The sequence below is a fragment of the Bdellovibrio bacteriovorus genome, assembly GCF_001592755.1.
GTDB lineage: Bacteria > Bdellovibrionota > Bdellovibrionia > Bdellovibrionales > Bdellovibrionaceae > Bdellovibrio > Bdellovibrio bacteriovorus_E.
Genome location: NZ_LUKF01000005.1, coordinates 1 through 12,785, shown reverse-complemented (window position 1 = coordinate 12,785; position 12,785 = coordinate 1). Strand labels below are relative to the sequence as shown.

The window sequence follows — 12,785 nt, the reverse complement described above, 5'->3', positions numbered from 1 at the left end:
CGGTCTACTTTGCACCGAAGCGAAGCTTCAGTTTTTTCAAGGGCAGTAAACTTTGTCCGTATTCATCACGAAGATCGGTTATTTTTAATTGGCCCCTTCCGCATAAGACAATCGGATAACCGCCTTCAATCTCGAAAATCTTCCCGGGAGAATTGTTTTCAAAGAGCAAAGAATCTACTGCTTCAGCAGACATGATACGTACTGTTTTTTGTTCGAGAGTTGTGGATGCCCCTTTGTAAGGATAACCCACTGCATCTATCTGGCGAAGGATGCGTTTTGCATCAAAGTGCCAGTCAATTTTGTAGTCTTCCTCATCTCGCCATATACTATATGTTGCATTCTCTTCGTTTTGCTCGATTTCTTCCATTTTTTTACCTGAAAGAAAGTTGCTAACAATATCTGTAGCGAGTTCTTCGTATATGCCAGCAATACGTTGAATTGCGGTTTGGATCTTTATTGGATACTCAATTTTTGCGCTCTTCTGTAAAAGAATTTTTCCGCGGTCATACTTTTCATCAGCGATTAATGCGGTGGCGCCAATTGTTGTTTCACCGTTAATTAGGGCCGAAACCAACGGGTTGAAACCTCGATAACGAGGGAGTAGTGAGTCGTGAAAAACTACCAACCTTTTTCCGTCCGAAATAGGAATGAGAGTTCTCCAGGAGATCGCGATATAAAGTTCGTTTTCTGTTGCAATTTTTTGGGGCAATTTAGTGTAAACTTCAATATTGTTTTTACTGCATGTTTCGACTATGTCACTGTGGAAGTCATTATCTACGGCCGGGTCTTTGCATGTTACGACAAAGGAAATTCTTTCTGATGTAAAATCAGCAATTATTCTGTTTAAGACCCGAAGACCTTTTTCGGTCATTAGAAAAAGTATGACCTTTTTATCAGGTTTATTCAAAGTTATGCCTTTCGGAAACTAAATAAATCGGACGCTGCTTAGTAGCCTCAAAAATTTTGCCGATGTAAAGGCCAATAATTCCCAGTATGAAGACAATCATGCCGGTGCAAAAAAGCATCAGGGTAACAAGGCTGGCGTAACCCAATACAGCGAATCCGTTTGTCAAAGCCCGGATGATGACTGCGATCATTAGTAGAAGTGATATGCCCGACATACCCAACCCCAAACCAGCAACCATGCGAAGAGGTTTATCTGAGTGGGCAAGAACAATGTCGAGCCCAAGTGCGCAAAGCTTAGAAAAACTATAGGTAGAGCCGCCGTCCTGTCTTGAGGCGTGTTGAACCGGTAGCGAAGTAGACTTGAAGCCGCACCACTTTATCATTACCGGGAAAAAGCGAATTGGCTCGTTCATGCTGCGGACGGCATCGATGACTTTACTTCGGTATATTCCAAAGTTTGCTATAGATGGATCAAAAGTCGTGCCGGTTAGAGCAGATAAGATTTTATAAAATAATTTTGATAAACTTTTTTTAAAAAGATGATCTTGGCGCTCAATTCTTTGAGCAAGAACGATATCAAAACCTTCTTGAGCTTTTTTGTACAATTGCACAATTTCCTCAGGCCTGTCTTGGAGGTCGCAGTCCATTACTACGATCCACTCTCCCGAACATGATTGTAGGCCGGCAGTAATAGCGGCATGCTGCCCGAAGTTGCGGCTGAGTTTTATACCCTTCACTCTTGGATTATTTCGGCAGACTTCTTCAATGGCAGTCCAGCTTCCGTCGGGACTCCCATCCTCGACAAGAATGATTTCAAAACTTCCTTGGAAATGGCCTAGTGAGCTTTCGATTGTTTCGACTAATAAATGTACGATTTTCTCAGCCCTGTAGACAGGACTCACGATACTTAGGAGTTTCTTAGGGCTATTGGTCGGCATGTTAAGTCTCATGTTAAGGTGACTTAAGCTAAATAAAAGTTTACAAATTGTATCGCTTTTTCTTCCTTCAACATGATGCGAAACGATAATGGCAGCAGTGGTTAACATTCGCTTATATCAAGGACTTAAAATCTCAACCGCACCCCAATTCCCAAATCCAAGTCCACATTCGTTTCCGGCATTAAATCTACCGCGAGGGACACCTCCCCAAAGATCTCAATGTCCGGATTGTCGATATTATAAAGCAGACCCAGCGGGGCTCGCGGTCCGATGGCAAGCTCGCCATCGTGTTCACCCTTATTAAAGTTAATCAACCGCACCCCAAGACCGTAATACGTCTCAATCGGACCGCCACGCTGCACGGCAAAAGTGCGAGCGCGATCCCAAAGGTAAGTGGCGTGGATATGAAGCCCGTCATAATGACCTGATGAATATGCAAGAGCTCCTTCGAGGGAATGTTTACCATCTAAACCCAGTCTTCCAGACACACCCGTCGGATCTCCAATGACAACACCCACAGCGGAATCCGCATACGCCTTGAAGGTTAAAAACGTAGTCAGTAGTACAAGCAGAATAAAGAACTTCATCATGATGTTCGCCTCCACAAAGGTCATTATGCCAGAGGCGATAGGTAAGGTCACAAGATGCGTACAAAACGTTTCAATTTAAAGGAATGTTTAGATGTTTGACAATAAACAGGAAAATTCAGTAAAGATTTTTGCGCGGATACAAATGAAAATTACGGAACGTAATTTTCCGGATCCAAAAACTCCGACAAACCAAAAATACCATTTTGTCGAATCGGGAATACCAGTCGATCAGGCTCTGTTCCTGCACCATTTTTGAAAATAATTTTGTTTCCAGTGCAAGCACTTCCATGTGGCAGAATGAGTTCCACTTCCGTAAAAGGGGAGTTGAAGTTTTTGCGATAAAGTTTTGCCGGACCGTTTTCAGGAGCCGAGCAGTAATAAAGATACGGCGATTTGTAGAAAATCGATTGAGCTCTTACAGAGAGAGAGAACATCTTGGTCACGCTGCCTGCGCCTACACGAATAACGTCCTTTTGCCCGTTGTTCAGGAAGAGCCAATAGTTGTTACCCGCGATATTGGTTTGATGAATCGGGCTTCCAGCTCCGGCACCCCATGAGAAGTAGTAGTACTCTGGAATACAAGAAGCCGAAGATCCGTTGTTACAGGTTGCGGCAGACACGTAATTTCCATTTCCTAAGGTAAATCGTGAATACCCATTAGTCAGATCAAACTCCCGCCAAACTCTTCTGAAGTGTTCAGTGCCGCCCCAAGAATCAAGACCAACAAGTAATGAGTTATTGTAAAAAGCAAGTGGTGCAAGAGGGTAAGTAGGAATATCAAGATCCCAGTAAAAATATCCTGCGGCTGTCTCATAAGGAACTGTTCCGCCGAGAGTGAAAACATTTTGCCATACGTTGCTGGCGCGATTGAGTCGACAAATACTATGCGATCCGCCACAGTACCAATAAACATCTCCATTCGTCGGATTGGTTACAAATCGGCCTGGTGCAGACCATCCCATGCCGATCGGACTTGTATTGGCTGCAACTCCTAATGGAGTGATGGATCCCGGAGCGTCTGAGCCCGTTCCTGCAATTGTTGTGATGCCTGGAGTTCCTTTGAAATTCACTTCACGGAATCTTCCTCCTTGAGTGTCGAGCACAACCACTTTGTCATTCACGCCATGATCAATAGAAGCAATTTCATTGAGACGAGCCTCCATAGGATGACCACCATCACCGCTACTTAGGTTGTATCCAAAAAGTGTGTAAACGCGATTATCACTGCCTACAATACGAATTTGTCCATCATCCCTAAAATAGACTTGTCCAGTCTGGGAAACGAAAAGATCATTGGGAATAATCGGACAAGACCCCGCAGCCGTACCATCTGCACAGCTGCTGCGTTCGCCGGAGCCCACCACCACGTTCCACCCGGAGCTTCCATCGAATTTTACAATTTGAAATGCCCATGGATTGATGCGGTTCATGGAGTACATTTGTCCGTTCATGCCTTGAACCCGGTATGCGGCTGTACAAGGAGAGAAGGGTGACACGGGATGGCCGCTTCCCAGAGACTGTAAAGTTGTTGGGCTTACTTGCGAAAAGTAAAAATAGTTACATCCCGGTATCTGATGATTCACCGAAACATAAGCTTTAGAAACGACATAAGAAAACGGATCATAAATAAAATTAAGCGTCCCAAGATCCCAAGCGCCAATATCCGTTGAAGGATCTTGATAATCACCAGCACCGCCGACTCGCAAAGTGTCGACGTAGGGTTCAACCGCGCTACCACGATAAACGCGAATGCGCGCGCCGGCGGCTCTTGTCGCGAAAATCGCTTCCGTCTGGAAGTAAATGTCGCCATTAGGGAGTGCGAAGAAGTTCAGATAAGGCGAACCCATACCATACATTTTCGTCGTCGGATGAAGTTTGATCTTCACATCATGAGGATCTGCAACATAGTCAGCCGCATTCGTGCCAACGCGCCCATCGTTAAAAGCACCAATGATAGATTCGATTGTCATCGGCGATGCTCGTGTATCAATTCTGCGAATGCGGTCAGGTTCAAAGACTAAAACGCGATCTTCAAAGTCCAAAGCAATCTTTAAAATTCCCTGCGAAGTTGCGGAAGCCAAAGAGCCGCCATCGCCCGTACTCGTGTCTGTAAGTTTTAATGCAATTTTTTGAACTCCATTATTGGGATCCACCATCAGAAGTCCACGAGCGACGTCTCTGAAGAATAACAAACCATTTCGAGTCACTACGAAAGACCCACTGTCTGGCGTTAGTCCACGGAACGCCGCTTTCTTCGCAGAGCCATTCGTACCGGGATCAGTATTTCCCGCAATGGGGCGGAAGTTCGGGTTGCTAATGTAAACTGTATTCTTGGTCGTAGTTTGACCAATACCATCAGTGACACGAACTTGAATCATATAAGTCGTATTGACCGGTACAGGCGAACTCCAGTTATAAGTACAAGCATCCACGGCACCAGCGGCACTGCATGACAGAACAGAACCTGATTCCGCATTTTCTTCAATCAACGTGAAGTCAGTTCCATTCAAAGTATACCAAAGACTTACTGCGGCTGTGCCGTGATAGACTTTCTGCTTCCATTTTAAATACAAAGAAGTTCCCGGTGTCGTCACAAGATCCCAAGGATCAGGCTGAACGGTCGCCGAAGCATCTTTAGCAACAATCAATTCCGTCAAAGTAGGATCTGGAATAGGTGAATAAGTGACTGCGATTCGGTCCGTCCCATTATTTACAGGCCCCACATTGCTAGAAATATTTCCCGCCTGATCGCGGATCCATAAATAGACTGTATAGGTGCCCTGACGCCAGTCCACCAAATGATCGTAGTCAGTCAGTGTGACGTTGAGGTCAACGGGAACACCGACACCCGGAGCATCAATCGCGATCCAACATGCATTACTTAACGCAGGAACAGCGGAATCATTTTTTAAACAAAACTGAGTCACGGGAGTCTGGTTATCCGTTGCAGAAAAACTCACCTTCACAAACGGATTATAAGTTGTCACTGGTCCCTCTGAACCCGCAATCAAGAATGAATGCGCTGTAATTTCTGGTGGAGTAATATCATAAAGTAGAATGGATGCCTGACTTCCATATCCAGTCTGACCCGTGGCATCTGTTAAGCGAACTCTAAAAATCGTCGCGCCCGGAGTAGACGGTAAATATTGTTTGTACTTATAAATTTTGCTGTTCACAGCACCAGTGATGCCAACAGGTGTAGTCGAAAGAGAAGTCCAAGAGGAACCCGAGTTCTGACTGTACTCTAAAGTAAACTGAGCGCCTGCCGGCACATTTCCTTCAGACAGAGTCCATTTGAATTCGTAGTAGCTATTCGTTCCTAAGAAACCGGGAATTGCATTAAGTGAAATCGAAGGAGGAAGTGTATCGTAATCTACGAGCACACTTGCAAATGAAGGTTGAATATTTCCTGTGGCATCGCGAACAAAGACACGAACGTTTCGAGTTCCTTGTGTCCCGGCCGTACTTAAATTAAAGGAAATGCCACCAGCCGCCGTTGTACAAGAAACCCAATTCGCCTCCGCGCCCGTAGGGATGGAAGAGTCTTCTTTCGCCAGAACTTGTGCTACATCGGCACAGCTTGAAACCGTCATTGTGACAAAGTCCGCGGAAGTAGGACTTGCAGAGTAACGAGTCACTGTAGGAAGTGCCGGTGGAGTCGTATCTTTTATTAAATTAAGATTTCGGGTTGTTACATTTCCCGCCGCATCTGTCGCGGTGACAGTAACTGTCTTGGCACCATCTACTCCAGATAGCGACGGTGACAAAGAGAGCGTGCCTCCTGTGCAGCTCTGCGAAATAGAAGAGCTCACGTCGCCGCCAACAACGATCGCGGCCGCTTCTTCACAAGTTAAATCTAGAGTAAAATTATTTTGGAAAGACGAGTTCGCTGCGGGAGACACAATACTAAGAGCAGGTGGTGTGACATCATAGATATAATCCTGCTTTTGAGCACTAAAGCATTCAAAGTTTCCAAGGTCATCGGTGACTTTAACGGTTAAAGCATAGGTATCTTCCACAGTGAGTGGTGTGGCAAGATTTAGTAAAAAAGCTCCTGACGTATTCGTGCTATAGCTACCAATCGCACTCCCTGTGCAAGTACTTGAATTAAATAACTCAACCAGAGAATTCTCTTCTGTAGTTCCATCGATGGTCGGTGAATCGTTGTTCGATGGACTCGCAGGAAGAACAGCATTGATCACCGTCGCGGAGATAGTGGTGTCTAAAGTGTAGCCCACACCTGGCGAGCAACGAGTGTTACCTAAAACATCAGTCGCAAGAATCGAATAAGTGAAGTGACCATCGACCAGCAAAGAATTTAAAGCGGAAAGAGGAATCGAGAAATTGCCTGAGGAGTCTGCTTTCAGATATTCTAGTGCGACGCCACTACAAGTTCCTCCCGCATAAAGGGCCAGTTGTACATCTTTTTCAGCAACACCTGCAAATTCGGGCTGTCGCGCAGTACTGCGGTCTGCAGGTAATACGTGAAGACCCGAAAACGCTTGAACGGATCTTTTAATAATGATCTCTGTAAGCTTCGACCAGGTGGTGCCCGCTGGATTTTCTACGTACATGCAGATAACATGGCGACCTTCAGGCAGTGTGCTTAGATCAATGCTAAAATCAATTCCACGAGCGTCTCCAGTGCCGATAATGTCGCTATCTTGAGGTTCAAACTGACAAGCCGGGTCTGCAGCAGAAGTATAAATTTTAACTTTTGAATTCGGTTTCGTAACGCCGATGATTTTGATGGCAGTATCTTTAGTGAGAAGAGAGGAGTCTCCTACAGGAACTTTTTTCTCGACACCGCCATCGATAATTGTCAGCTCTGCAGGGATCAAAGACATATTGTTGAACATGCTCGTATCAATACACGACGTGAGCCCTAGCAATAGGACGCAGAAGAAACTTGTACCAAAAACGAACCGAATAAGCTTTTCCACGAATAACTTATCGGAGTTTCTGGAGATTTTTTAAGAGTACATAAGGAGCAAATTGTTTCGGAGTATCAAAATACTACGATGGTTGAGCATTCTTTCGTTTACGGAAGTAAAATAAAAGGACTATTCCTAGACACATTATTGCAGAGCCAAAATACTTCCAGACGCGACCCGGATCATGGTTCACTGAGAGAACAGAAGCCTTCACAATCCCATTAGGCCCTTCCTCAAAACTCGCCTGATAGATATAAAACTTTTTATACTTCAAAGGCTCATTCATAGAAATAAGCGCCTTATTTCCACCATCATAATTAACAGCACTTTGATAAGCCATCGCGCGCATCGTGCCCGGATAATCAGTTTTTCTAAATTCATCGAGGGAAATTTCAAACCCCAATGGCAGTCGACGATTCTGATAGGAAACCAAATACACGCGATTTTCAGTGAACACTTTGACGTAGTCATTTAAGAATAAATAGCTTTCTTGTCCGTTGTAACGAACGCGAAGTGAAGGGGAGCTTCCAGGGACCGGATGATCCAATCGAGTCACATCATATTTTTGAACAGCTTTAGGTAAATAGCGAAGAATACGAAGTTGTAAACCCATCCATCCGGTTTCAACTAGATCACCTTCTTTAGCAACTCCTTGTTTAAAAGGTTTTGTTTCATCTCTTCCATAAAGTGCATACGTCAAGGAGCCTTTTTCATTGATGTTGAAGCGAATTTCATTGATGGAAGGATTGCGATCCCAGAGTCCTCCTAAAGTAATTAAGACTGGTCCCACTTGGGCTTCTACTTTTTCAAAAACATTTCTTTGAACTAACCAGTCCACTTGACTGACATTGGGATTTGCCAACTGAAATCGAACCGCAGCACCACTTTGAGGTTGCGGAGAAGCTTCGACCTGAAGCTTCGGCACAGAATAGGGAATAGACTCTAATATTTCGAAATTAAGATCACGGCTTTTGATTAAAACGGGCTTGTCTGTCGTTACTGGATATTTTAAATAGTTCACCTCTTCGGTATAAATCTTTTCGTAATCAGATCCATCCGGGGAGCGGTAGATCACAATGTCCGTGTCTTGCACAGTCACTTCTTTAACCGGGCCTTCCGTCTTTGAAAGGCGAACAGTTCCATCGACACCAAAAACTTGAGTTAAAAGCGAACCGTATATAAGAATGATAATTCCAACATGCGCGAAAATAAAAGAAGCGTGACGGGGCTTCCAGGGCCAGCGATCCACAATGACGGCAATCAGACTCGTCACTAGCGCTCCCATTGCAACGTACATCCAAATGGAAGCATAGACTAAATTCTTCGCAGTCCACGCATCGTACTTAGCTTCAACGACAGTGCCGATAGCAATTATCACGGCGATGGAGGCAATTATTAAAACTGCTAACTCCATCGACGCTAATTTCTTAATTACTTTACGATACCAAGGCATTATTTCGTGGTTTTCATTTCTCTTCGAAGTTCAGCGACTATTTTTTGACCTTCGCGGACTTTTTCAATTGAGAGACCTAATACGCGAGCAGATTCCTGAGGAGCATGGAAGCCTGAAGAGTTTTCAGCTTCGACAAAATCAAATAAGAATTGAGCCTGCTTTTGTAAATCGCGAGCCTCCGCCAACTTTTTATTCGGAGTCTTCGTCAAATCAACGTCCTTAAACTCTTTAAGATCCTTGATATAATCAACCAGCGCATCAAACGCGATATTACGAAGCTCCATATGACGATCTTGGATGGTTTCAGCTCGCGCTTTCAGCTCTGCTTCGGGAACGTTATGGCAAGTTTGGCAGGCCTTGTTGATATTGAGCAGAGGGCTTTGCACATGATGGTTCGTGATTTTCATGGCACCCATACGTTCATAAGGCATGTGACAATCAACGCAAGCCACACCCGCGCGCGCATGTGTTCCCTGATTGAACATTTCAAACTCGGGATGTTGTGCTTTTAAAACAGCCGCCCCAGTTTCAGCATGCACCCAGTCTTTATGACTGTCTTTTTTATAGTATTCCAAAATTTGATCGGCTTTAAGACCATCGGCCCAAGGATAAGTCAGACGTTTATCAGCACCTTTGAAGTAGTACTCGACGTGACACTGACCGCACACGAAGGTGCGCATCTCTTGACGAGTCGCCATCTTGTTCACGTCGTATTCTTTAATTCCTTGAGTCGCTTTGAAAGCACGAATGCCTTCAATAAATGCCGGGCGAGTCACACGCAAAGACATCGTCGAAGGGTCATGACAGTCAATACAAGAGACGGGGTGATTCACAGAGTGAACGATTTCTTTATATGGAATCTTGTTCATCTCTTCAAAACCTTTAGTGATGTCGCCATCACCTAATTTTTTATAAAGCACGTAAGTCGAAGCATGACAGTTCAAACAAGTCCCCGGTTGTTTCGTGACATTCTGTCTTTCCGTAAAGATCTGATCCGAAAGCATATAAGCGTGTCCACGTTCTTCGCGGAAGTCTTTAGAAAACGCATAGCCCGCCCACATGATTTTCAAGCGAGGGTCCTCATCCAGCTTTTGTTGAGATACGACATCACGAGGATCTTTTTCTGTCGGCACATGAGGAAAAGCCTCAGAACCACCGTACTTCGTTCGGCGCATATCTGCCGTGCGCAGATAAGAATCATACTGATGAGGAAAGTTCTTCCCCCAAATCGCTGGATCATCCATGTCATCCGTAAGTTCCACTACGCGATAGAAAACATTCTTCGCTTCCGTTTTGCGCTCAAAGATATTCACTAGAAGAGCCGTCAACAAGACTGTGGCTATGGCAGCTCCTCCGACAGCTAGAAAAATCCCTTTTGATTTTGTCATAATGAACTCCTATTTCACGTGTCCAACGTTGCGGTGACAATGCAGGCAATTGGTCTCTTCATTGATATTTTTGCCACCATGATTCATCGCTTGAACCATGGGCTGATGACAGCTTAAGCATGAGCTTTTAACGACTTTCAGGCTGTGCTCACGAATACGAATGGGATCGGGGAAGTTTTGCAGAGTAAAAGCCGCAGAGTGATTAAAGCCATTCAAAGCCTTCACTGCATATTTACCGACGATGTTGTGCGGAAGATGGCAATCATTGCATTTTGCGACGTGATGGTGCGTGCCCTTAATCCATGAGTCCATATTTTCATTCATAATATGGCAATTCACGCAGGCCTTGGGATCATCCGACATATAGGAGTAGCCCTTGGCGTAAATGAACGAGTAGCAGCCCAGTCCTAGGACAACTCCAAAGAGAATCAGAAAGATGATGTTCAGTTTACTCATGGGTCAAAAGCTCCTATAAACAAATTCACATTATTATTAATACGTTATCAATATGAAAATGCTCGTGGACTGCCTGCAATATGACAGATGTTTGTTAGGAGTTGATTCTCAAATCTATACACTGAGTTTATTTTCCTCGACCGGCAGAAGTAAATCTTTAACATCCTCTACCTTGGGAGTATTCTTTATTAAGGCCCTTTAGAACATCCTTAGCAGAGGCTCTCATGAAAATATACTCAGACATCACAAAGACCATCGGACAAACCCCACTGATCGAAATGCAAAGAATCGGGAAGGGGCTTCCGGGGCGACTTCTTCTTAAACTTGAATTTTTCAATCCACTGGGTTCGGTGAAAGATCGTATCGGTCTTGCGATGATTGAAGATGCTGAACGCACGGGAAAGCTTAAGCCCGGGATGGAGATCTTAGAGCCCACCTCCGGTAACACGGGGATCGCCTTGGCCTTTGTAGCTGCGGCGAAAGGTTATTCCATCACGCTGGTGATGCCTGAAACAATGTCGCAAGAAAGACGAACTCTCTTGCTATTGCTTGGTGCAAAAATCGTATTAACTCCAGGCCCCCTGGGTATGAAAGGGGCAATCGCAAAATCCATGGAGCTTGCGGAAAAAAATCCAAACACCTGGACACCTCGCCAGTTTGATAACCCGGCAAATCCAGAAATTCATAAGCAAACAACAGCGAATGAAATCTGGAACGACACAGACGGGGGAGTTGATATCGTAGTCAGCGGTGTCGGAACGTCTGGCACGATCACAGGTGTTGGCCAAGTACTTAAAGCTAAAAAACCTTCAGTAAAAATGATCGCGGTAGAACCCGTTGAAAGCGCCGTGCTTTCTGGTGGGAAGCCGGGTCCACATAAAATCCAAGGGTTGGGCGCAGGATTTGTTCCTAGTGTAATGGATCGCTCTGTCGTTGATGGAGTTGAGCAAGTGTCGTCTGAAGAATCCATGAAAGTTGCTCGAGAAGTGATCAAAAAAGAAGGTATTCCGGTTGGAATATCATCAGGGGCCGCGATCGCTGCAGGACTTCGTCTGGCGCAGAAAGAAGAAAATCGTGGAAAGAACATCGTCGTGATTGTTCCAAGCTACACGGAAAGATATCTTTCAACGATGCTAGCTGAACAAGAAAGACAAGAAGCGCAGTCGCTTCAAGTTACGACGGTGGATGAAAGCTATTTAAGTCGGGTGAAATAAAGAATGGTTCCATACATCATACCTACGAAAGAAAAAGTCCTTCTGAAAATCGGAGAAGCGCAAAATCTGCCAGCTCCGACTTCAGAGTTCGATATTTTCGTATGGAATGTGTATAAGGGACAAAAAGCCCATATCTTTGAAAAAGACTTTCGAAAGCTAGGTGAGGGAAAAGACTTTATCCTTCTTCAAGAAGCTTTGGTCGACGATAAAATGCCCAAAATCTGGCAGCAGGATTTTGCAACTTACGAATGGCACCTGGCTCAAAGCTTTCACTACAAAAAAGACTTAAGAAGTACGGGTGTTGCTATCGGAGCAAAACTTCCACCCGCATCTGTCGATTTTATCCGCGCAAAAACCAGAGAGCTCTTCTGGCTCACTCCAAAGCTGACCCTTTTTAATGAATACGATTTCGGCGGCACCAAAGCTCTTTTCGTCTGCACGCACGTTCTTAACTTCGTCACGCTAAAAGCCTTTACGGCGTCACTGTATGAAATTGCTGCGAAGATGAGTGAATTCAAAGGTCCCATTGTGCTTGCCGGCGACTTCAACACATGGAACGTGAAACGCTATCTCATCATGAAAAGTATTTTCAGAGATTTAAACTTAGAGCATTTGGATCTAGAAAACGACGGACGTCTTTTAAAGCTTGATCACGTTTTCGTCAGAGGCTTTGATGTTATCAAAGCTCAAGTGCATCACACGATTATTAGTTCAGATCATTTTCCATTAGAGATTCGTTTGAAGGTCGGTGATCCCAATAAGCCCACCGATCCGAATCTTATCTTACAGCCTTAAATGGACCGCCTTCTTCGTGTTCAATTTTTCAAAATATTCTTGATATTTTGAACACGAAACTCGTAAATTATTGAAATTACTAATTATAACTAAAGTTTACTATTAATAAAT

The 12,785-nt window shown here is 44.5% G+C and carries 9 protein-coding genes; 2 read left to right on the top strand and 7 right to left on the bottom strand.

From position 1 onward, the window contains the following. Positions 1 to 4: 4 nt before the first annotated feature. The 7 genes from AZI85_RS05225 to nrfH form a co-directional block, all read right to left on the bottom strand. Positions 5 to 907 carry a methionyl-tRNA formyltransferase gene (locus tag AZI85_RS05225; RefSeq protein ID WP_063243101.1) on the bottom strand — a complete coding sequence of 301 codons (903 nt, stop codon included), beginning with the start codon at positions 905 to 907 and terminating at the stop codon, positions 5 to 7. Continuing rightward, a complete protein-coding gene (locus AZI85_RS05220; protein WP_216635848.1) occupies positions 900 to 1,952 on the bottom strand; it encodes a glycosyltransferase family 2 protein in 1,053 nt (350 codons plus the stop codon). Before AZI85_RS05220 ends, AZI85_RS05225 begins: the two co-directional genes overlap by 8 nt. Positions 1,953 to 1,969: 17 nt before the next feature. Then, positions 1,970 to 2,434, bottom strand: a complete 465-nt coding sequence (locus tag AZI85_RS05215) for a hypothetical protein (RefSeq protein WP_253720852.1) — start codon at positions 2,432 to 2,434, stop codon at positions 1,970 to 1,972. A 149-nt stretch (positions 2,435 to 2,583) separates the two neighbouring features. Beyond that, the gene (locus tag AZI85_RS05210) at positions 2,584 to 7,377 is read right to left on the bottom strand and encodes a hypothetical protein (protein ID WP_172795301.1); all 4,794 of its coding nucleotides are present in this window, start codon (positions 7,375 to 7,377) and stop codon (positions 2,584 to 2,586) included. A gap of 73 nt (positions 7,378 to 7,450) precedes the next feature. Next, complete coding sequence (locus AZI85_RS05205) at positions 7,451 to 8,782, bottom strand: cytochrome c biogenesis protein ResB (protein WP_253720851.1); 1,332 nt, start codon at positions 8,780 to 8,782, stop codon at positions 7,451 to 7,453. Positions 8,783 to 8,820: 38 nt separating this feature from the next. Then, positions 8,821 to 10,209, bottom strand: a complete 1,389-nt coding sequence (locus AZI85_RS05200; RefSeq protein ID WP_063243098.1) for an ammonia-forming cytochrome c nitrite reductase subunit c552 — start codon at positions 10,207 to 10,209, stop codon at positions 8,821 to 8,823. A gap of 9 nt (positions 10,210 to 10,218) precedes the next feature. Next, positions 10,219 to 10,665, bottom strand: coding sequence for a cytochrome c nitrite reductase small subunit (nrfH, locus tag AZI85_RS05195; RefSeq protein ID WP_063243097.1), 447 nt, complete (start codon positions 10,663 to 10,665; stop codon positions 10,219 to 10,221). A 224-nt stretch (positions 10,666 to 10,889) separates the two neighbouring features. Here nrfH and cysK point away from each other — a divergent pair, with 224 nt between their 5' ends. Continuing rightward, positions 10,890 to 11,879, top strand: coding sequence for a cysteine synthase A (gene cysK / locus AZI85_RS05190; protein WP_063243096.1), 990 nt, complete (start codon positions 10,890 to 10,892; stop codon positions 11,877 to 11,879). Positions 11,880 to 11,882: 3 nt separating this feature from the next. Beyond that, positions 11,883 to 12,674: an endonuclease/exonuclease/phosphatase family protein gene (locus AZI85_RS05185; RefSeq protein WP_063209684.1), complete on the top strand. Its 792-nt coding sequence runs from the start codon at positions 11,883 to 11,885 to the stop codon at positions 12,672 to 12,674. Positions 12,675 to 12,785: the final 111 nt, after the last annotated feature.

Excerpts from the sequence above, each read along its gene's own strand:
- AZI85_RS05220 (WP_216635848.1), bottom strand. The coding sequence starts at position 1,952 with ATGTTAACCACTGCTGCCATTATCGTTTCGCATCATGTTGAAGGAAGA.
- AZI85_RS05215 (WP_253720852.1), bottom strand. The coding sequence starts at position 2,434 with ATGATGAAGTTCTTTATTCTGCTTGTACTACTGACTACGTTTTTAACC.
- AZI85_RS05205 (WP_253720851.1), bottom strand. The coding sequence starts at position 8,782 with ATGGAGTTAGCAGTTTTAATAATTGCCTCCATCGCCGTGATAATTGCT.
- AZI85_RS05200 (WP_063243098.1), bottom strand. The coding sequence starts at position 10,209 with ATGACAAAATCAAAAGGGATTTTTCTAGCTGTCGGAGGAGCTGCCATA.
- nrfH (WP_063243097.1), bottom strand. The coding sequence starts at position 10,665 with ATGAGTAAACTGAACATCATCTTTCTGATTCTCTTTGGAGTTGTCCTA.
- cysK (WP_063243096.1), top strand. The coding sequence starts at position 10,890 with ATGAAAATATACTCAGACATCACAAAGACCATCGGACAAACCCCACTG.
- AZI85_RS05185 (WP_063209684.1), top strand. The coding sequence starts at position 11,883 with ATGGTTCCATACATCATACCTACGAAAGAAAAAGTCCTTCTGAAAATC.